General features: G+C 58.8%; 21 protein-coding genes. 6 read left to right on the top strand and 15 right to left on the bottom strand.

The features are described from left to right. Nucleotides 1-73: 73 nt before the first annotated feature. On the bottom strand, nt 74-1,735 hold the full coding sequence (locus P1S46_06385) for a HEAT repeat domain-containing protein (protein ID MDF1536119.1): 1,662 nt from the start codon (nt 1,733-1,735) through the stop codon (nt 74-76). 178 nt (nt 1,736-1,913) lie between these two features. Between P1S46_06385 and P1S46_06380 the strand changes: the two genes are divergently transcribed. From P1S46_06380 to P1S46_06355, 6 genes are all read left to right on the top strand, one after another. After that, on the top strand, nt 1,914-2,828 hold the full coding sequence (locus P1S46_06380; protein ID MDF1536118.1) for a phosphoribosylaminoimidazolesuccinocarboxamide synthase: 915 nt from the start codon (nt 1,914-1,916) through the stop codon (nt 2,826-2,828). Nucleotides 2,829-2,925: 97 nt separating this feature from the next. After that, nucleotides 2,926-3,987 (top strand): PAS domain S-box protein, encoded by a 1,062-nt coding sequence (locus tag P1S46_06375; GenBank protein MDF1536117.1) that lies wholly within the window; start codon nt 2,926-2,928, stop codon nt 3,985-3,987. A 197-nt stretch (nt 3,988-4,184) separates the two neighbouring features. Beyond that, a complete protein-coding gene (locus tag P1S46_06370; GenBank protein ID MDF1536116.1) occupies nt 4,185-4,586 on the top strand; it encodes a SoxR reducing system RseC family protein in 402 nt (133 codons plus the stop codon). Nucleotides 4,587-4,602: 16 nt separating this feature from the next. Next, nucleotides 4,603-4,869: a hypothetical protein gene (locus P1S46_06365; protein ID MDF1536115.1), complete on the top strand. Its 267-nt coding sequence runs from the start codon at nt 4,603-4,605 to the stop codon at nt 4,867-4,869. A gap of 7 nt (nt 4,870-4,876) precedes the next feature. Further along, on the top strand, nt 4,877-5,827 hold the full coding sequence (locus P1S46_06360; GenBank protein MDF1536114.1) for an RluA family pseudouridine synthase: 951 nt from the start codon (nt 4,877-4,879) through the stop codon (nt 5,825-5,827). Continuing rightward, nucleotides 5,827-6,549 (top strand): polyphenol oxidase family protein, encoded by a 723-nt coding sequence (locus P1S46_06355; GenBank protein MDF1536113.1) that lies wholly within the window; start codon nt 5,827-5,829, stop codon nt 6,547-6,549. The genes P1S46_06360 and P1S46_06355 overlap by 1 nt, the downstream gene beginning before the upstream one ends. A gap of 413 nt (nt 6,550-6,962) precedes the next feature. Here P1S46_06355 and P1S46_06350 read toward each other — a convergent pair whose 3' ends face one another. The 14 genes from P1S46_06350 to P1S46_06285 all read right to left on the bottom strand — a co-directional run bounded on the left by P1S46_06350 (nt 6,963) and on the right by P1S46_06285 (nt 19,119). Further along, entirely contained in the window at nt 6,963-7,490 is a 528-nt protein-coding gene (locus tag P1S46_06350; GenBank protein ID MDF1536112.1) for a Gx transporter family protein, read from the bottom strand. 177 nt (nt 7,491-7,667) lie between these two features. Next, complete coding sequence (locus P1S46_06345; protein ID MDF1536111.1) at nt 7,668-8,042, bottom strand: NusG domain II-containing protein; 375 nt, start codon at nt 8,040-8,042, stop codon at nt 7,668-7,670. 285 nt (nt 8,043-8,327) lie between these two features. Further along, nucleotides 8,328-9,206 (bottom strand): FAD:protein FMN transferase, encoded by an 879-nt coding sequence (locus tag P1S46_06340; protein MDF1536110.1) that lies wholly within the window; start codon nt 9,204-9,206, stop codon nt 8,328-8,330. 156 nt (nt 9,207-9,362) lie between these two features. Beyond that, nucleotides 9,363-9,743, bottom strand: coding sequence for a response regulator (locus tag P1S46_06335; GenBank protein ID MDF1536109.1), 381 nt, complete (start codon nt 9,741-9,743; stop codon nt 9,363-9,365). Nucleotides 9,744-9,795: 52 nt separating this feature from the next. Beyond that, entirely contained in the window at nt 9,796-12,192 is a 2,397-nt protein-coding gene (locus tag P1S46_06330; GenBank protein MDF1536108.1) for an ATP-binding protein, read from the bottom strand. Nucleotides 12,193-12,580: 388 nt separating this feature from the next. Continuing rightward, nucleotides 12,581-12,901 carry a hypothetical protein gene (locus P1S46_06325; GenBank protein MDF1536107.1) on the bottom strand — a complete coding sequence of 107 codons (321 nt, stop codon included), beginning with the start codon at nt 12,899-12,901 and terminating at the stop codon, nt 12,581-12,583. Then, nucleotides 12,894-13,286, bottom strand: coding sequence for a response regulator (locus P1S46_06320; GenBank protein MDF1536106.1), 393 nt, complete (start codon nt 13,284-13,286; stop codon nt 12,894-12,896). The genes P1S46_06325 and P1S46_06320 overlap by 8 nt, the downstream gene beginning before the upstream one ends. Further along, a complete protein-coding gene (locus P1S46_06315) occupies nt 13,283-14,764 on the bottom strand; it encodes a DUF4388 domain-containing protein (GenBank protein MDF1536105.1) in 1,482 nt (493 codons plus the stop codon). Before P1S46_06315 ends, P1S46_06320 begins: the two co-directional genes overlap by 4 nt. A gap of 49 nt (nt 14,765-14,813) precedes the next feature. Beyond that, nucleotides 14,814-16,253 carry a diguanylate cyclase gene (locus P1S46_06310; protein ID MDF1536104.1) on the bottom strand — a complete coding sequence of 480 codons (1,440 nt, stop codon included), beginning with the start codon at nt 16,251-16,253 and terminating at the stop codon, nt 14,814-14,816. Between the two features lie 5 nt (nt 16,254-16,258). After that, a complete protein-coding gene (locus P1S46_06305; protein ID MDF1536103.1) occupies nt 16,259-16,681 on the bottom strand; it encodes a VanZ family protein in 423 nt (140 codons plus the stop codon). Between the two features lie 67 nt (nt 16,682-16,748). Next, a complete protein-coding gene (locus tag P1S46_06300; GenBank protein ID MDF1536102.1) occupies nt 16,749-17,249 on the bottom strand; it encodes a bifunctional nuclease family protein in 501 nt (166 codons plus the stop codon). After that, the gene (miaB, locus tag P1S46_06295) at nt 17,246-18,568 is read right to left on the bottom strand and encodes a tRNA (N6-isopentenyl adenosine(37)-C2)-methylthiotransferase MiaB (protein MDF1536101.1); all 1,323 of its coding nucleotides are present in this window, start codon (nt 18,566-18,568) and stop codon (nt 17,246-17,248) included. Before miaB ends, P1S46_06300 begins: the two co-directional genes overlap by 4 nt. Next, nucleotides 18,565-19,026: a TIGR00725 family protein gene (locus P1S46_06290; GenBank protein MDF1536100.1), complete on the bottom strand. Its 462-nt coding sequence runs from the start codon at nt 19,024-19,026 to the stop codon at nt 18,565-18,567. The genes miaB and P1S46_06290 overlap by 4 nt, the downstream gene beginning before the upstream one ends. Before the next feature lie 3 nt (nt 19,027-19,029). After that, nucleotides 19,030-19,119, bottom strand: coding sequence for an AURKAIP1/COX24 domain-containing protein (locus tag P1S46_06285; protein MDF1536099.1), 90 nt, complete (start codon nt 19,117-19,119; stop codon nt 19,030-19,032). Nucleotides 19,120-19,276: the final 157 nt, after the last annotated feature.

Raw genomic sequence — 19,276 nt, 5'->3', positions numbered from 1 at the left:
TAGTGCCATTCCCATTTATCTTTAATTGCCACACAGTTAGCTGACATCTCATTTGCATCATGAATAATGCGGGCTAGCCGGGTAATTCCCCGGTTCGCCGGAGGAAATCTTCGGCAGTTTTGTACGCCCCTCCCTTAAGCCGCCGCAGGGAGGATCTCAGTACCTGTGCGGCGCGGGCGTCGCCGATCTCCGCCAGGGAGTCGACGACGGCTTTCCTGATCCTTTCGCCTCCGGACGGATTGACCAGGGACCGGCGGGTAAGACACCTGGCCAGAAAGGAGATCGCCTCTTCCCCGCCCTCCCGACCCAGGCCTTTAATGGCCATCTCCCTTTTCGTCAGGTCTCCCTCCCCCGCAAAAGGCTTTGCCGCCAGATCCATGAGGCGCGCGAGCCCTTTTCTTCCCTGCAGGACCCCCAGGGCGTAAACTGCGCGGGCCCGGACCTCGGAATCCTCGTCGGACAGGAGACGATCCATGAGATGGTCCTCGATGGGCGTGGGATAGCGGTAGAGGAACCGCAGCGCCTCCAGTCGGACCTTGGAGTTGGGGTGTTCCAGGAAGGTCCGGACGTTGACCGAATCCTGGGGACCGCCCACCTGCTGCAAGAGCCCCATGGCGTTTCTTATCACGTACCACCTGTCGTCCCTGAGCCACTTCTGCAGGTAGGGACGCATGGCATCCCCGAACTCGTTCAGTGTGTCGATGGTGACCCTGCGGCCGAACGATTCGGTCTCCTCGGCGAGTCGCCTGAGGAGGACCGGTATGGATATCCCGGGAACCTCCTTCATGACAGCCTGGATCGCCCGCCTGTCCGGCTCGTCTCGCACCGTGAGGTGGACAGCGAACTCTTCCACGGCAGCCGGCTGGCCCAGCTCAACGACAGCCGCACGGGTCATCTGAAGGATTTCCTCCGGTGCTCCTGCCAGGAGGTGTCGGCCAAGGTGTTTTAATACCAGGCAGGTGTACCGGGGCATTTCCAGACCCCCGGTGGAGCGGATCCCCGTGAGGATCTCCTTGAGAACACCGCGGTAACCGGCTACGGAAACGGCCCTGTCGAGTTCCTCGAGCTTCCCGGCGAGCCACTCCTCCTGGTCGACTTCCATCTTTTCTGACAGCTCGAACTGCGGGTTCAACGAAAGCTGATCCTGGAAACTGTCAGGGGGGGCCACCGGTGAACGGATCTCGGCACCGTAGCTGTTCTGCCCGTCCTCTGTGGCCTCGACCCTCCTCTCCAGGATCCCTTCGTAGTCCACCTGTTCGAGGGTAAACGACCCGGACCCGCGTCCCCTGACAAACTCCAGGGCGCCCCCCATGGCCCGTAAGGCCTCGGGATCGGTGGACAGCAGGTCGAAAAGGAGGCCGAAGTCCTCAGCAGTAATACCGCGCGCAAAACGCAGCCGGGCGACCTGCCGCTCGAAACACTCCCGGGCCAGGTACTGTCCTGATCCGTCCCCTGCCGTTACCGGTTCTCCGGAGAAGACGACCCCCTCCCGTCCGACAGAAAGATCAAGTGCCCCCCCACGCTGGAGATAGTCGGCAAAGCCGGCCAGGAGCCTGGCGAAGAACTTCTGGCGGGCCGGGTGCCCCGCGGGGTAGAAGGCCATGGCCTTGAAAGCTCTGACCAGCTCGGTTATAAGTGCAATGACGACAGCGTCGGGCATGGGGGCCTTTACGTTCACCGCGAAATTGAGAATTATGAATTGAGGATTGAAGATTGTAACCTTTTTAATCCTCATTTCTCAATCCACAATCGCAGGGCTGACCCTGTATTTTAGGATTCGGGCGGCCCTGCGATTGCAAACCTCCCGAAGTTGGGGTATTTGTGTTCACACACCAGAAGGGAAAACCCCTTTGATCTAACCCGAATCAGCTAACCGCATCAAGCTGACTGAAGTAAATCGCAAGGAGACCGTGATGACACAGACCAGCGCAGGGTCCAGCAAGGCAGTGACCCACACAGACCTTCCCGGCCTTCCCCTGTTCCGGAGAGGAAAGGTCAGGGATGTGTACGATCTGGGTGACACCCTTCTTATCGTCGCTACCGACCGCATTTCAGCTTTTGACGTCATCATGCCCAACGGCATCACCGACAAGGGCAAGATCCTCACCAGTATGTCCCTGTTCTGGTTCGAACTGACGGCCGACATCGTGGACAACCACCTGATCGCCCACCGCGTGGAGGAGTTTCCCGCCGAACTGCGGCAGCACGCTTCCATCCTGGAAGGGAGGAGCATGCTGGTAAAAAAGACCGAACCGCTCCCCATCGAGTGTGTGGCCCGGGGGTATCTGGCCGGTTCGGGATGGACCGATTATCAGAAAACGGGAGCCGTGTGCGGGATCCCTTTACCGGAAGGGCTCAAGCAGGCCCAGAAGCTGCCCAGGACCATCTTTACCCCCGCCACAAAGGCCAAGTCGGGGCACGACGAGAACGTCTCTTTCGAGGAGGCCGCAAAGGTCCTGGACCTGGCCACCCTGGAAAAACTCCGGGACCTGACCATCGCCATCTACGAAAAAGCCCGCGATTATGCCGGCGGGAAGGGGATCATCATCTCCGATACCAAGTTCGAGTTCGGACGGTCATCCGAGGGGATCATCCTCATCGACGAGATCCTGACACCAGATTCCTCCCGTTTCTGGCCCGCCGACACCTACGAGGTGGGAACCAGCCCCTTGAGTTTCGACAAGCAGTTCGTCAGGGACTATCTGGAAACCCTGGACTGGGACAAGACGCCGCCCGGCCCCGTGCTCCCGGACGAAGTCGTGGAAAAAACCCGGGAGAAGTACCTGGAAGCCTACGAACTGCTGACGGGAAGGGTTTTTGAAACGTAAACGCGTATATGCGTAAAGCGTGAACGCGCAAAAGTTCTGTCGCACCCACGCTCCACTCACGTACGCACCCACGTACGTTTGAAGGGCATCGATTCTTATGGACTCCAAACTCAAAGAGCATCTCCTTTCCCGTTCCCTCGAGGGGATCGTCACCACCGATCTCGCCGGAAATATCATCGACTGCAACGAAACGGCTCTCCAGATCCTCGGATACACCGGCAAGTTCCTGACAGGGGAGCACGTCAGCGCCCTTTTCCCGGCTGCCAGCGCCAGCCACCTGCTGCCTAACCTCATGCACCTGGCCCGGGATGCCGCCGGTTTCGACGGCGAGATCATGCTCCAGGGTGCCGATGGAAAACAGATCATCGTCCGGCTGTTCGTCCAGGCCTGGCCGGAGAACGGGCCCCGGGAGATTCTCTTCCGCTTTCTCGACTGGAGCGAGACCCACGAGATCGTGCGCCAGCTGCGCGAGTCGAACCAGATGGCGGTTCTCGGAAACCTGACCCGCAGCCTCTCCCACGAGATCCTCAACCCCATTGCCGTCATAGGGGGCTACACCCGCCGTTTCATGGGCTCCGGGGAAAAAGACGGGAACCGTGCGGAGTGGACGCAGCGGGTCATGTCCTCGGTGGAACGGCTCGAGGGCATGATCAAAACGTTGCAGGCCTACCTGGACCTGCCCTCCCCCCGTTTCACTGAGAGTTCCCCGGACAAGATACTGGACCGGTCCGTGAAAAACATCCGTACCGAGGCCGAGGGAAAGGGGGTCCGCATCGCGGGTGAAGGAAAAGGACTGCCTGACGGGTTCCTCGACCCCCGGCTCCTGGAAACAGCCTTCACCGCTACCCTCGTCAACGCCCTGGAGCGCATGCCCGACGGAGGCGTTCTTGCAGTGACCAGGAAGGTGGACGAGGGTCAGGGGACGGTTCTGATCACAGATACCGGCCCGTCCCTTGACCTTAAGCAGATCGAGGAGGATCTCAGCCCCGTCCACGTGCTCGGTGGTGAGCGGCTTCACCTCAACCTGGCTATCGCCCGGCGGATCGTGGACGATCACGGGGGCCAGCTCAGCCTCGAGTCCTCCAGATCCCAGGGGCTTACCGTCCGGATCACGCTCCCCGCCGACCGCCGCACGATAGCGCGGCACAGGGGGCTGTAAGGGAAATGGCAATGTCTGGTATCTGGTTCCTAGGAGCCTGTGCCCTCCCTGCCAAGAAAAAGGAGGTTCTCCGACAGGCTCCTGGTGTCTGATAAAAGCACAGAGCTGTAACATTTGCGCTAGAACTGGAAACCAGAACTAGACACCAGTTTGTCCTCCCGCTTGATTTTCCATCCTTACTCACATAAAGTAGGGAAATGCTTGAGGAAACTGCCTCTGTTGTCTCACTGGAGGGGGACAGGGCGAAAGTTGTCCTGGTAAGGTCGGACGCCTGCGGCGCTTGCTCGGCCAGGAATATGTGCCACCCCTCCTCCGGACAGACCATGGTGATGGTGGTCCTCAATTCAGCTGGAGCTGAACCGGGGGACAGGGTCATTGTGTCACTGCCTCCGGGGGAGCTTCTGAAAGCTTCCGCTTCGGCCTACCTGCTGCCCGCAGTGGCCGCGGTGGCCGGAGGAGCTGTTGGCTGGTCCCGGACGGGAACAGATCCGGGCGCCATTGTGGGATCTGTGATCGGTCTTGCGGCCGCAACCACCTACCTGTTCTGGCAGGGCAGGAAAAAACGGGGTACGATCCCCTTTATCTCGAGAATCCTCTAACCTGGAGGTTGCCTGGATGAGCCTCATCGACAACATCAGCGACGCCCAAAGGCTGGCCCGGACCATCATGTCCGACATCTCTTTGTACAATCAGGACAAGATCAGGCAGAGCATCAAGAACGACTCACTTTTCGAGGACCTGGCCGATCAGCTGGAGGAAGGGCGTAAACTTTACGATTCCCGCGTGGATCCCACCATGACAGGCCGATGGATTCCTTACAACAGGGCCATTGTCGATGTCCTCGTCAAGCGTTTCGGGGAAGTCGATTCTGATATCTGGTAAGCTCCCCATGGGGAGGTTCTCTTTTACAGTCACCACTCAAAGTTCGAAAATCCGCCTGGACAGGTATCTGGCCGAACGTCTTCCTGATCTGACCCGTTCCCGAATAAAAAAACTCATCGAGGACAACCACGTCCTGGTGGACGGTTCCCCGGTCAAGGCGGGCTTTTTCCTGCGCGATGGCAGCCAGGTCACCGTGGCCGTTCCGGCCCCCGAAACCCCCGATGTCCTCCCGGAGGAGATCCCCCTCACGATCCTTTACGAGGACGCCGATCTCATAGTCATCGACAAGCCGCCCCATATGGTGGTCCACCCTTCCCACGGCCATCGGTCCGGGACCCTGGTCAACGCCCTGCTCCATCACTGCCGGGACCTTTCCGGGATCGGCGGGGTGGCGCGCCCCGGGATCGTCCACCGCCTGGACAAGGGCACCAGCGGAGTGATGGTTGCCGCCAAGAACGACGCGGCGCATAACGGTCTGGCCGTCCAGTTCAAGGATCACACCATCGGCAGGACATACCTTGCCGCCGTCAAGGGAGAGATGAAAAAGGACACCGGCCGCATAGAAAGATCGCTGGACCGTCACCCCCGGGACAGGAAACGGATCGCGGTGCGAAAGGACGGCCGCCCGGCCGTCACTGATTTCGAGGTCATGGGCCGTCGGGGCGGGATCAGCCTTGTCCGTCTCACACCGGGAACCGGACGCACCCACCAGCTCAGGGTCCACCTGTCGGCCGAGGGGCACCCCATCCTCGGTGATCCCACCTATCGCGGCGGCACGTCTGCCATCTACCTGGGCAACAACGCGGGAACGACCTTCCTGCGCTCCCTCAGGCGCCCTGCCCTTCACGCCCTGCGCCTTGAGTTCGATCACCCGGCAACGGGCAAACGGATGGAGTTCGAAGCCCCACCTCCCGGGGACCTTTCCGGGCTGTTCGACTGGATCATGGGGCGGATCTGATGACAGTCCTGCGCTCAACCCTTCTTGGACAGGCCGGGTTCGAGCACGGGTTCGGGACAAGGCTGACAGTGCGGGAGGATTATCCTGGAGATGTTCACATCCTGGTGCAGGTGCATGGGGAGAGGGTGGTAGTGTTGACCGATGAAGGAGGAAGGAGGAAGAAGGAAGGGGGAAGAAGTTCCCTCAATACCTCTTACCAACCACTTCCTTCCAACCACTTCCGCTTCGACGAGGGGGACGCCATGGTCACGGACATTCCCGGCACCGCCGTCGGTATCCGGACGGCCGACTGCCTTCCCATCCTGACAGGAGACACAGCCACCGGCGCCGTGGCAGCCATCCACTGCGGGTGGCGCAGCCTGGCCTCGGGCCTTGCCGCCAAGGGCGTCAGAGCACTCATAACCCTGACAGGTTCCGGACCGGACAGCCTTGTGGCGGCACTGGGCCCGTCCATCGGCCCGTGCTGCTGCGAGGTGGGCGAAGAGGTCAGGAGTTCTTTCCCTTCAGATAAACGTGAAGGACTCTTTGAGATTCGGGGAGGCAGTCTCTACCTGGATCTTGCCGCCGGAGCCAAATCCCAACTTCTGACAGCTGGGATGGCTGCTGATTCCATCGAGGAGATCACGGGGTGCACCCTGTGCGACCGGGAACTGCTTCTGTCTTTCCGTGGAGGGGATGAGGAAGAGCGGATGGTCAGTTTCATCAGGGCTGCAGGAAACTGACCCATGACACGGAGACGCGGGGACGCAGTGAGAACGGCTGATCTTAATGCACTCATGCACCTGTGCGCTTGTGCACTCAGACAGCTGTCAGCTGTTCATACCTGAAACACCCCACTCCTCGTCATGGTAGACGACCATTCCAGGCCGGGCGTTCGCAACCCACCGGAAGCGGGTTTTCATAATTTCAGCTCCTGGAAAGGCGTTAGCAGTCACCTGGCAGGTCATGTACCCCCGGCAAAGCCGGGGGGGTTCCCTAAGTACTAACAGGCAAAGGCTAACCTACCGCAGGGTACGCGGTGCGGCCAACTGAAGGCCGCATCGCAGGGAAAGACATTTCTTTTGGTTTGAAAAATAGTCCGTTTGTTTACCCTGTGCAACCCTGTGGAGCGACCTGCAAACCGGTCGCACTGTGGTTAAACAGCTTTTGTATTTCTACTGATTCCAGATTCCTGATTTCTGAAAACTGTCGCCAGCTTACTGGCGACCCACGCGTTGAACACCCCCGTTAAAATGGCGGCCGTTCCCATGACCGGTACCAGGTACAACAAGCCGGTCGAACGGACGTAGAGGAGGGACGCGACGGCCAGCTGCCCCGCCACATGGGCGTAGGCGCCGCCCATGCTGATCCCGTAAAGGGAAAACCGCCCTGACAGGAGCAGCGGCACCATCACGGCGAGACTTGCCGCACCCCCTGCTGCCGACAGGACAGCCGATGGTGAGAACAGCCCTCCCCAGAGCAGGGCCACGAGGACAACCCGCCCAACGCTGACCCAGACGCCGCCGGAAACTCCCAGGATGACGAAGGCAGCAATGGTCATGATGTTGCCCAGCCCCAGGCGCACCATGGGGAACGGGTTGGGGAAAACACGTTCCAGGGAGGCCAGTGCGAACGCCGCGGCGATGAGCATGGCCAGGGTCGTCAACCTGGAGGCATGCCCCATCCCCACTTTCTGCTTCCTTCGCTCTGTACATGGACCAATTACCATTCGATAATCAATTCTATGGTAATAAAGGTTTTACTCCGACACACCGATACCCCGACACTCCGCCACATTCGACCTCCAAACTCCGACACACCGATACCCCGACACTCCGACACGTTCCGAAGGAACACTCCTTTAACGGGAGACCGCATCGACCTCCCCCTTTCCGTCCACCCTGACCGCGATCCGGTTGGGCAGGCAGACGATAACCTCACCCGCCATTCCCACAGGCCCCATCCCTTCGCATATTTTCAGGGGACACGGCGCGTTCTGAAGGTGGGCCCGACCATCGGCAACAACAAGCCGCGCCTGGCCCAGTGGTCCGTCGACAGGATGAACGGCATCTTTGGCCAGACTGACCGTGACGACACCCCCGGTGGTCCTCACCGTGAGGGTGCTACCTGCCGATCCTGCCGGAAGCAGCCGCGGCGCGAACGCCGTCAGCGTGACCAGGGCAACGAATAACATAGCGTCCATGAATTTGGGGCGCGTGTTTATCTCAGATCTCATATCTCAGATCTCATATCTCAGGTCTCGATCCAGGATCTGATATCCGGAATCCAGAAGTAGAAGTGCTTTAACTCCCGGGTTCTGTGGTCACCATAATTCGGGATTGCCACGTCCCCTTCGACGAACTCAGGGTACTCGCAATGACGACCGTTATGTCATCGCGAACCGTGGACCAGGTGAAGCGATCCCAGGTTTACTATATTGTATCTGTGGTTCCCCGCGTCACCGTGTCCCCGTGTCACCGCGTCTGGTTTTCCCGGACACCAGACACCAGAATCTCATTCCCTACCGCTTTTCAAAGGGAATGCTCTTTCCTATTCCCGAGGTGGTCAGGATCTCCCCGCCGTCAGTGATCAGCACCCCTTCGACCCCGTCCCACTCCTCCAGCAGCTTCAGGCCCTTTTCCGGGCCCAGGACAAAGGCCGCCGTGGCCAAGGCGTCGGCCAGGGCGCAGTCCGGCGCGATCACCGTGGTTCCTCTCAGCCCGGAGCGGGCAGGGTATCCTGTGGCCGGATCCAGGATGTGGTGGTAACGCACTCCCCCTTCCTCGAAATACCGCTGGTAATCACCTGAGGTCGCCACGGCCGCCTCCCGAAGGGTCAGGACCCCGGCAAGCTCCTGGGGATGGTCAGGGTCCTGGACACCGATCTTCCAGGGCTTCCCGCCAGGTTTGGACCCGAAGGTTCTCAGATCGCCCCCGGCGTTGACGATACCGCCGCTCACCCCCCTTCCCCGAAGCGATTTCACGGCCTCGTCCACCGCGTACCCCTTGGCCACGCCTCCCAGATCGAGCCAGATGGGAGGGCTGTTTCCAAAAGGAGAAACGGAACCAGGGACCGCGGGGTCGAGCCTTCGATAACCCGCCCGTCCCAGGGCATCCGACAGATCATCCGGTTCCGGAAGATGGGGCTTTTCGGAGTCGAAGCCCCAGAGCGCGATGACTTCCCCGAGGGTCGGATCGAAAGCCCCCGAAGAGGCCCTGCTGACCTCAAGACCGGTGCCGAGGATGGCAGCCAGCTCACCTTTCAGTGAAGCAGGAGCATCCACCCGCTGCCTGTGGGCCAACCCCTCGACCTCGTCCATCCTCCCGAAGCCGCCGACCGAGGCTTGCCGGGCGGTTTCGCTTTCCGGGTAAGCGACGACGTCCGCCAGGGTCCCCATCATGAAACGGGTCTCTTTATATGGTTGGGATCGTCCTGAACATGAGGAGTTGGTAAGGAGCAGGGGCAATAAAAGGACCGGGAGAAGGCAGGAGGGACGAGGGAGGAAACCGGGGCGCAGGGCGGAAAGACTGAAACCGCACATCATACCTTCCGCATTTCATTCCTGCTCGCCAAGCAGCCGGCGGATGGTCTCCTTGAGCTCATCCAGGTTGGCGGCCTTGGTGATGTAGGCGTCGGAAGCCCACACGTTGAAATTATGCCGATACTCACCGTAGGCGGTGGACATGATGACCGGGATCTCCTTATCCATCTCACGGATCAGTTGCAGGACCTCGATGCCGTCCAGACCGGGCATGCGGATATCAAGGGTGATGAGATCCGGTTTTTCTTTCCTTAACTTGTGCAGCGCCTCTTCACCATCCGAGGCCGTGATCACGCGGTACCCTTCGTCTTCGAGTTCTTCCCTGTAAAGGAAGCGAATGCTTTCCTCATCGTCCACAACGAGGACCGTCCTCACGCTTTCGTCCTTGTCCGTCATCTTTTTGACACCTTATCAAGCAGCCGCATGTCAGGGGTTTCCCGGCAGGTTCCTAGATCGGCAAACGTATGGTGAAAGTTACCCCCTCGCCGTGCCGGTTGTCCACCCGAATCTCACCCCCGTGACCGGAAACGGCACGCTGGGCAATGGCAAGTCCAAGGCCCGTGCCGGCCCCTTTCGTTGTGAAGAAGGGTTCAAAAATATGACCCAGATCTGCCGGATCGATGCCGCATCCGTTGTCGGAAACGGAGATGATCACACCGCTATCCGGCCCGGTATCCCGGACCTGGGCCGTGAACCTGACCTCGCTCTGACTGGCGGCAGATTCCCCCGCATTAAAAAGGAGGTTGAGCACCGCCTGCTTTATCCGTCTCTCATCCACGGAGAGTTCGGGCAGGTCCCGGGCCAGCTGGCGGCGGAGGGTGACCTTCTTCTTCCTGAATTTCTCCTTGAACAGCTCGGCGCATTCGGCGAGAAGTTCGTAAAGGAAGACGGGACGCCGGTCAATGGCACCGTAGCTCCTCGAGTAGGACATGACGTTGTCCAGCGTTTGCTCGAGCCGGTCCACCTCCCGGATAATGATATCGACATACTTGAGGCCCCGTTCCTCATCAGTAATGAGCTTGCGCAGCCTCCTCGTGAACCCGCCGATGGAGACGAGAGGGTTCCTGATATCGTGCGCCACCGAGGCGGCCATCTCTCCCAGGGCCGCCATCTTCTCCCACTGGATCATCCGGTTCTGAAGATCCATGAGCTGGCTGTTTAGCAGGGACAGGGCTTCCGCCTGGAGTGACCTTTCCACGGCAAGTCCCGCCTGGGCGGCGGCAGAGATGAGGAGTTGGAAGTCTTCCTTTCCGATGGGGCGCCTGGTGTGCAGGTTGTCAACCCAGATCACCCCCAGCACCCTCCCCTCGGACACCAGGGGAACGGTTGCAAAGGAGTCCACACCACCGAGATGGGTGACGACTTCCTCGCTGATGAGGTCCCGATCCATTGGCAGCCGGATCCGATAGGAACGCTTCTCCATGACCGTCAGGGGCAGGACCCCGCCCTCCCGTTTGACAGGGATAGAGAACCCTGAGATGAGTTCGTCAAGCTCCCTGTGCCCGGTCGTCCCCGCCGGGCTCTCTCCTTCTTCCCCGGCTATTTCCCTGGCTTCTGGCCTGGCCTCTGGCCCGGCCGGGATCTCGTAAACCTCTCTTCCCACCAGGCCGTTGAGGACTTTCTTTTCCGGATTGAGAAGGAAAAGGAAGGCTCGGTCGAACCCGAACCCACGGAGGTTGGTCACCGCTTCAAGCAGGGAACGCAGGACCTCGTTGACCTCCTCCTTTTCCAGAACAGCGCGGCTGATCTGGTGCAGCAAAGTCAGTTCGCGGACCCTTCTTTCCAGGGACCGGGAGATCCTCCTGACCTCGTGCTCTTTCCCGATCTGGCTTACAGCGGTGATACCGAGCCGGGTGAGGGCCTTGACCGTTTCCCTTTCAACACGTCCGTAGGGAAGGTATGCACCCTGCCTTCCCCGATCGAAAACGGTCAGGACTCCCTTAAAACCTTCATCCTCGCCAAAAGGGACACAGAGCATGTTCCGGCTCACCGGGCGGTCCGCCTGCCCGGGATCGAAACCGGTCCTGTTGACCATGACCGATCGGCCCGTTTCCAGCGCCTTTTCAGCAAAGGCAAGATCGTTGGGGATGTGGATGGTCGAAAGGGCGGGAAGCTCTCCAGCAAAGAACGCCTTGACCGTCAACCGGTCTCCGGCCACGATCCGCAGCACCGCTCCCGTACTGCCGGTGAGATCGGACCCCGCCCTGGCGATCCGGGCAAGACACCCCTGAACATCCGCCGCGGCACCCAGGTGCTCTGACACCCTCAACAGCTCACCCGCCATCTCGTTCTTGCGGGTCTGGTACATGCGCACCACGCTGCCCCTCACCATGGCCGCCAGGGTGTCGGAAAGGGAGTTCAAAGCCCCGACCACACGCCTGGGTACGGCTCTCCTGGAGCTGTATCCGATGACAGCCAGGGCCACAGGACTTTGGCGCCACGTGACAGGGAAAACCAGGGCGCTGGCAAGCCCCCCCTCGAGAGGGCCAGGAAGGGGACCAGGCTTACCCTCCCTGCTGCTCCACAGGACCGGTTTACCTCCGGTCAGGATGTCCAGGAGGTAGGCTTCAGTTTCTGGCCCGGGAGCAGACATGGGCATCTCTTCACCTGCATAGATCCCCCTTAGCAGGATAGTCCGAAGGTCGCTTCCCCGGACGCAGAGAAGGCAAAGGTCGGCGCCCAGGCCGTGGGCGAGCACCCTGGCGGTGCGGGAAAGCTGCACCTCGGGATCCGAAGAAACCTGGAAAGCCTTGAGGATCGCATCGGAAAGGCGTCTGTGGAGTCTGTAGCCAAGCATGGGATAGGGATAGTGAATGACTTCGTAAAATAAATCAATGCGCCCCATAGCCCGAATTCCGCGATTGGTTTGGGCCGGCCTCCGGTCGGGGCATCGGAGAGGCCGTTTTTTCGGTCCGGGTCCGAAGAACGTGTCCGGGCAGCGTCAGGAACTGTTGATCGACGCCCTGACCCCGACCGGAAGGGTCCAATCGCCGGATTTCGGGTATGGTTCCCCCTCAGGAACACGTAACCCGCTGTTTTCAGAACCGTCCGCTATGCCATGGACACGATGTGGATCATCTGGCGGATCATCTGGAACAATCCATAATACGCTCGCCGGATTTTCAGAGAGATCCGGCCGGCGTGACGTACAACCTTGACAGGGTCGCGAAAAGTCCAATCCGGGACTTTTTGCGAAGTCATCAACCATAAACCCTCAACCATAAGCCTGCTCTTCAGTGCAGGTTCCGTTCCCCTTCCCCGTTCCCGCCTGCTGGTTCTTCCGGTTCGCTCCGGCTGTGTTCAAAAGCGGCCAGCGAATCCAGGATCTCCTCCCGGCAGGACGGGCAAAGGATATGGCGGCGCTCCAGGTACACCTGGTCCTCCAGGTCGGCGCCGTTGGCGATTTTGACAGCCCTCATCGTGTTCTCGAGGCTACGCTCATCCTCAAGATCGATTATACCATCATAATCGGCGAACATTTTCCACATGAGAACGTACCGCAGTGAACCCGGCACCATGAGCCTTGCGCAGAAGGAGCACCTGTTCTCAGTCATTACCATTTCTGAGGAGGCTTTCCACAGCATCCATGAGCTGTTTCTGCGTGAACGGTTTTGGCAGAAAGGCGGAAGCTCCGCACCTTTCCGCGTTCTTCACGTTGGCGTGATCGTCGTAAAAGGCGCTGATCAGGAGGATCGGGATGTTTTTCCCATCCCTTTCCTTGCTGCGGATGATGATGGCAACGTTGAAACCATCTCCTTTCGGCATGGAGATGTCGCTGATCACGAGGTCCGGATCCACTTCCATGTACCTGTGGATAGCCTCCTCGCCGTTGGTGGCCTGATGCACCGTATACCCGTGCTTGGTGAGGATGATCCTGAGCAGCTCCTGGATGCTTGTATCATCGTCGACGATGAGAATGTCCCTGCCGGTCTGACTCATGCTTGCATATCCTCGCTTATTGCCTGGCGGTTCTGGATCATATTGAAAAGCTCTTTGAACATCTCCGCCCCCATGTCGATATGGGCCGGAGTATCCTCGATCTGACGTACCAGAAGAGGTTTTTCCAGTTCGTGTTCCAGGAACCATCTTACCAGAGACAGCGTGTCATCCTCATTGATACCACCATTCTGGAGGTAGAATGCCCCGACAGCGCCCTCGGAGAAGCCGTGCCACAGTGGAGACGATTCCAGGGTCGACGGGAGAAGGAATATCTGCAGGTAGGCGCTATCCGATATCTCCATGGTGCCCAGGGTCCCGAAAGAGGCGTTGATGACCTCCTGGTTGGAGAAGTTGTCCCTGGACAGCTTGAACTCCTTCACGTTGGTGACGTTGGTCAGGAAGCGCCTGATCACATCGACATCCGGTGAAAAGACCAGGACCTTGCCCCAGTGGGATCCTTCGTAATCTCCCGGAACAGGCCGCAGGATGCGATGGATGGCGATCGCTTCCTCGCTGCTGATGAGCGGTTCATCCTTTCTGGCGGGCGCCATTCTGTCTGCGACAGGTCTGACGATCCCCTTCTGGATCAGGCCAAGAATAGACCGGCAGATATCGTAGTCGGTGTGGGTGGCCTTTTCCACGATCTCTTTCAGTGTGCTGTAGAACTCAAGCAGGAGGATGACCTCCTGGGTGACAGGCCGCATGTTCTGGGGCAGATCTTCCCTCGATTTGGCCAGTTCCAGGACGGTGTCAGGAGGGGGCATGAGCCTGTAGATGGAATCCCACTCATCGAGTTGTCTCATCCCCTCCATGAGAAGGGCGTCCATGGAACGGGTAATGTTGCGTGTGATGTTGACCTCGCCCGGATGATAACGGAAAGTGCCGTCCTGCCATCGCAAGATACGGTAAAGGGCCTTTTCCCCGTTTGTCTCGCCCAGGACAGTGCTGATGACCGATCCGTTCACGAGATAGATCTTTCCCTCCTGCTCTCCGTGGAGGAGGGTGAGTGTCCCGGTCCTGCGGTTGAGACCGAAGATCTGCAGCAGGTCCACAAGGGACACCTCGTTGAGGCTTCCCTCCACCCCGCTGCCGGCGGGTTTCGGGATCGCTTCCTTGTTGCGTTCCAGGATCTGGCCGATCTTTTCCTGGATCTCCTTCCAGCGGAACGGTTTGACAATGAGGGAATCCCCACCGGCGGAGGCGAGGGCTTCATCCTGTCCCCTGTCGGAATCGATGAGGAAGATGAACGGGATATGGGTGGTGGTGGGGTTGTTCTTGATAAACGCCCGCAGCCGTTCGCCATCGAAAAGGGGAAGATGATAGTTGGTGACGATCAGATCCGGTTTTTCCCGGAGGGCGGACTCCAATGCGCCGGAACCGTCGGAGGCGGTTTTCACCTCAAAGCCGGCTTTATCCATGCGCCTGGCCAGCTTACCGAGAAACTTTTCATCTGCGTCGACTAAAAGGATTTTCTTCATTACCTCAACCGAAATCCGGAAATTTGCGGATGTCAGGCAAATTTCCGGATCAGACCTGTTCCTGGAGGGAATACTCTTCCCTCAGTTTGAAAACCAGTCGCTCCACGAGTTTGTCATTGGAGGTGTGGAAACCCTTCCACTCGTCGATCCTGTGGTGAACGCCCATGAGGGCATAGGTCACCTTGTCTGTCAGTAGGAGGATGAACTGGAACCCCTTGGACTGTTCGGGGGAGATGGTAATGGTATTGATGTTGAGATCCTTGAGAACGTGGGTGTTTTCCAAGTCGCCGAATACGCTGACCCTCGTAGCCGCTTTGGGCAGGGAGGTGTTCTTCGTCAGGAGGGCTTCGGTGATGAGCGCATTGTCCGTTCCGATGTACAGCAGCCCGCGCCTTTCAGGGTTCATCACCACATCGTTGACGATGGCTTCCTGAAGAAGATAGGTGAAATTCGCTTTGAAGGATGTCCTCTCCGTGAAACGAAGGAGCGAAAGCTCCCCCCCCTCGGGATCGGTGGTGAATTTCTCCACGAGGTCCCAGAACCCGCGATCAACCCACTGGAGGTTGTTGAAGGGGTCGGACCGGTTAATCCACGCGTTGGAAAGGACCTTGGTGAGAAGGGCATCGGCGGTTGGGCCGTCCTCGGGATAGCAGGCGAATCCGAAGTGGGGTTTCAAACCGTACCTTTCGAACCGCTCACCGAGGTAGGAGAGCCTTCCGAAACCGCGCCTGATCCTCTCGATTGAGATGCGGCAGCCAAGGCTGTCCGTTTCCGGGAGGCCCATGATGAACCGGAAATTCCCCACGTGGGCGACAACGTCATAGTCCCTGAGTATCCCCTGAAGGGTCTCCGAGATATCCTTGATCATGGCCTGGACGAGGCGGTAGCTCTGCTTTTTCTGGAACTGTTCAGCGCCCTCATAATCAAGGTTGAGAACTCCGACACGCCGTCTGAACCTCCGCCCCATGGTGACCTGCCGTTTCAGGAAATCGAGGATGAACGGTTCATTGTAAGTGTCCGATTCAAGGTCTTTCAGAGGGTTCCCGCGCATCCTGTCAAGAATCTGGGCATTGCTCAGGAAAGTGGCGTACTTGTCGGCAACAGCGCGGATCGATTCAAAGGTGTTGTCGTCAAGGGCGGCTTCGCTGTATGTGGAGAGTTCCAGGTGGGCTATGGCGACCAGCACGTCGTGGTAAAGGACTGGCAGGAAAAGGCTGTTCAGGATCACCTTGCCGCCGCTGTGCTCGAAGAAAGGGGTCCCCTTCGAGATCTCTTCGTGTCGGTGGATGATCTCACCGGGATCGATGGACTTGCTTCTTTTACCCGTACCGCGTGAACTCACCTTCCGGAAGGATTGGTCCTGGTCCAGTATCCACACCGTCCCGGAAGATGCCTGCGATCTGGCCATGAGGTCGTCGAGCAGGTTCTCCGAAAGTTTCGGGAGATCCTGAAGGTCCTCTGCCCGGTGAATGATGGATCGTTCAGGCATGGGTATCAGGCTCCATCCGCGTGTGCCGACGAACATCCGGTTACTATAAAGATGAGTCCTCCGGTGATGGCTCCCAGAATGTCGTAAAACAGATCCATGATATCAAACATCCTGTAGGGTATCAGAAACTGGTGTGCCTCATCCAGGAAACCGAAAGTGCCGCAAATGGCCGCGGATGTCAGGATGAGACTCAAACGTCCCATGGGCCTCCACGTGCTGATCGCCCTGGTCAGGAAGAACCCCAGCAAACAGAATTCCAGAAAGTGGACGGCGCTGTTGAGCCTGTCCGGATGCTTGGGGAAGGCTGTGCCCGGTATGGATGAAAGGATCAGGATGACTGCCGCCACGCACGCTGCCGGTCCCCAGGTCCTTAAAGGGGACGTCTCCTGCTGCTGCGATGGAGGCGGTGCCTGATCGCCGTCTTCCATGGATCCCCTTCCCTTTCCCTCAGTATGGATGTTATTCGCTTACTTCTGATTACAGATTACTGATTTCCTACATTTTATACTTGCTGTAGTCCTCGGGATCCATGCTCTCCAGCATTTCCAGCCATTCGTCCTTCTCCGACGCGGTTTCACTGTTTTCAAGGATCGTCAGATCGATGCCGGACTGTTCGAAAACCCTCTTGTTAACGAAAATCGGGCAGTGACTCCTGACAGCCAGGGCAATGGCATCGGATGGTCGTGAATCCAGCTCCAGCATTCCATTATCGGAATCCAGGTGGATCACCGCGTAGAAAGTATTGTCTGTAAGCTCCGTGATCACAACGCGGGAGACGCAGTATCCCGCGGCCAGTATGGCGTTGTGCAGGAGGTCGTGTGTCATCGGGCGCGGCGGCTCCAGGCCTGCCATTGCGGTGGCGATGGAGTTGGCCTCCACCGTGCCGATCCAGATCGGAAGGGCCCTCTGGCTTGCCGTTTCCTTCAGGAGGATGACCGGGCTGTTATTCTTGGGGTCCATTGTCAGACCGTGGATTTTAACCTCGATCTCTATCAAGGCAGCAGTTCTCCTTCCAGGTGGATCGTCCGGGCCCTTCTGATCGACGCCTGGACCGTCTGGCCAATAAGGGATGGTTCACCCGCGAAATGGACGATGAAATTTGAACGGCTTCTGCCTTCCAGCAGGCCGCTTCGTTTACGATCTTCACCTTCCACAAGCACTTCCAGTGTCTGGCCCACCATGGCCTGGTGCCTGCTTTCCGTGATCCGGTTCTGAACAGCCTGGAACTCCGGCAGCCAGGATCGTTTTTCATCAGCCGGGACCGGATCGTCCATTTCGACAGCCCTGGTGCCCGGACGCGGCGAAAAACGGAAAGAGAAGGCGTTCTGGTACCGGACCTGCTCGATGAGCTGGAGGGTCTTTTCGAAATCATCCCTCGTTTCCCCGGGGAACCCGACGATGATGTCGGTGGTGAACTCGACCCCGGGTACCAGCTTCCTGAGCATGGAGACCTTTTCAAGATACTCGGCGGATGTGTATCCTCTCCCCATCGCTTCCAGGACACTGTCCGATCCGGCCTGAACCGGCAGGTGGATGTGTTCGCAGATAGCAGGCAGGTCGGCCATGGCTTTGGCAAGTTCGTGCGAAAAGTCCTTGGGATGGGAAGTGACGAACCTGAGGCGGTCGATGCCGGATATGCTGTCGATCTTTCCGAGTAGATCGACAAAACAGGCGCCCGATCCGGGATCGCTGTATGAATTGACGTTCTGTCCCAGAAGGGTGATCTCCCGGACACCACTGTCAGCCAGGTGAGTCGCTTCGTCGAGGATCTTTGAAAGGGGCCGGCTGACCTCACGTCCCCTTACGATGGGGACGACACAGTAGGCACAGTAATTGTCGCACCCCTTCATGATGGTGAGAAGCGCTGAGGGAGAGTTTCCGCGGGCCGAATGTGGAGCCTCTGGAGCGGGGGTCCTGTCGCGGTCTTCCCTGATGCGGCAGATCCGCCGGCCGTGCCTTAAACGCTCGTCGATGAGCCCGGGCAGTTCATCGATGTTGTGGGTTCCGAACACGATGTCCACCACCGGAGAGCGCCTGAGCAGCCTCTCGCCTTCCTGCTGGGCGACGCACCCTCCCACTCCCACAACGAGGTGAGGGTGGGCCTTTTTCAGGGGCTTGATACGGCCGAGGAGGCTGTAGACCTTCTGCTCGGCCTTGTCGCGTATGGAACAGGTGTTGAGGATAATGACATCGGCCTCCTCTTCGCTGGAGGCCGGAAGGTACCTCTCCTGCATGAAGGCGTAGATCTTCTCGGTATCGTAGACGTTCATCTGACAACCGAAGGTCTTGACGAAAAGTTTGCCTTGAGTATTCATTCCGAAAGGTTCGCACCCAGTTCGAGGGCCGTGAGAACCGCTTCTTCCGCAGTCTGGACCGGGATCATTCCCGGGATCTCCCACCCGCCGAGGTCAACGACCGGTTTACCGACATTGAGGCCGAGGGCGATCTCGGACATGGTTCCGTGACCGCCGGGAAGGGCGATGAGGGCATCAGCCGTACGGACGATCATGACGTTCCTTGCGACGCCCAGCCCCGACGGGACACAGTGTGTCACGAAAGGGTTGGCGGCCCTCTTGTCAGATCCTGGAAGAATCCCTATTGTCACGCCATCTTGCTGGTTGACTCCGAAACTGGCCGCTTCCATGATTCCGGAAAGGCCGCCGCAGACCATGACAGCGCCGTTGCCGGCAATAAGGGAGCCTACCTCCACCGCAAGGGGGTCACGATTCCTTTCCGGATCAGCGGACCCGATGACTCCGATAGTGACGGTCAACGGCTACTTCCTCTTGTGTCTGCTTTTGGCCAGGAGTTTCTTATGCTTGTGTTTTCGCATCTTCTTGCGACGCTTTTTAATAACGCTTCCCAAGTGATGGTCCTCCTTCCTATTGGTAGTGCGAAAAGTCGTGGCGCGACTTTTCGCTGACGGAAACCGAAAAGCGTGGTTTTCGGTTCCCTCACGGATCGAACATGCAGCCATTGGCTCTCGATCCGGGCGCCTTTCCCAGGCGCGATGGTCCTGTTGT

This window comes from bacterium, from assembly GCA_029210545.1.
Taxonomy (GTDB): Bacteria; BMS3Abin14; BMS3Abin14; order BMS3Abin14; family BMS3Abin14; genus JARGFV01.
The sequence above is the reverse complement of the archived record's forward strand: the minus strand, read 5'-3'. Positions and strand labels throughout refer to the sequence as shown.

What these genes read in the sequence shown, in the direction of transcription:
- P1S46_06340 (MDF1536110.1), bottom strand. Translation starts at nt 9,206, where the DNA reads ATGATGGGGACCCTGGCGGACGTCGTCGCTTACCCGGAAAGCGAAACC.
- P1S46_06380 (MDF1536118.1), top strand. Translation starts at nt 1,914, where the DNA reads ATGACACAGACCAGCGCAGGGTCCAGCAAGGCAGTGACCCACACAGAC.
- P1S46_06375 (MDF1536117.1), top strand. Translation starts at nt 2,926, where the DNA reads ATGGACTCCAAACTCAAAGAGCATCTCCTTTCCCGTTCCCTCGAGGGG.
- P1S46_06330 (MDF1536108.1), bottom strand. Translation starts at nt 12,192, where the DNA reads ATGGGGCGCATTGATTTATTTTACGAAGTCATTCACTATCCCTATCCC.
- P1S46_06315 (MDF1536105.1), bottom strand. Translation starts at nt 14,764, where the DNA reads ATGAAGAAAATCCTTTTAGTCGACGCAGATGAAAAGTTTCTCGGTAAG.
- P1S46_06345 (MDF1536111.1), bottom strand. Translation starts at nt 8,042, where the DNA reads ATGAGATCTGAGATAAACACGCGCCCCAAATTCATGGACGCTATGTTA.
- P1S46_06360 (MDF1536114.1), top strand. Translation starts at nt 4,877, where the DNA reads ATGGGGAGGTTCTCTTTTACAGTCACCACTCAAAGTTCGAAAATCCGC.
- P1S46_06335 (MDF1536109.1), bottom strand. Translation starts at nt 9,743, where the DNA reads ATGACGGACAAGGACGAAAGCGTGAGGACGGTCCTCGTTGTGGACGAT.
- P1S46_06320 (MDF1536106.1), bottom strand. Translation starts at nt 13,286, where the DNA reads ATGAGTCAGACCGGCAGGGACATTCTCATCGTCGACGATGATACAAGC.
- P1S46_06350 (MDF1536112.1), bottom strand. Translation starts at nt 7,490, where the DNA reads ATGGGGCATGCCTCCAGGTTGACGACCCTGGCCATGCTCATCGCCGCG.
- P1S46_06385 (MDF1536119.1), bottom strand. Translation starts at nt 1,735, where the DNA reads ATGAGGATTAAAAAGGTTACAATCTTCAATCCTCAATTCATAATTCTC.
- P1S46_06355 (MDF1536113.1), top strand. Translation starts at nt 5,827, where the DNA reads ATGACAGTCCTGCGCTCAACCCTTCTTGGACAGGCCGGGTTCGAGCAC.
- miaB (MDF1536101.1), bottom strand. Translation starts at nt 18,568, where the DNA reads ATGAATACTCAAGGCAAACTTTTCGTCAAGACCTTCGGTTGTCAGATG.
- P1S46_06325 (MDF1536107.1), bottom strand. Translation starts at nt 12,901, where the DNA reads ATGACTGAGAACAGGTGCTCCTTCTGCGCAAGGCTCATGGTGCCGGGT.
- P1S46_06305 (MDF1536103.1), bottom strand. Translation starts at nt 16,681, where the DNA reads ATGGAAGACGGCGATCAGGCACCGCCTCCATCGCAGCAGCAGGAGACG.
- P1S46_06310 (MDF1536104.1), bottom strand. Translation starts at nt 16,253, where the DNA reads ATGCCTGAACGATCCATCATTCACCGGGCAGAGGACCTTCAGGATCTC.
- P1S46_06370 (MDF1536116.1), top strand. Translation starts at nt 4,185, where the DNA reads ATGCTTGAGGAAACTGCCTCTGTTGTCTCACTGGAGGGGGACAGGGCG.
- P1S46_06365 (MDF1536115.1), top strand. Translation starts at nt 4,603, where the DNA reads ATGAGCCTCATCGACAACATCAGCGACGCCCAAAGGCTGGCCCGGACC.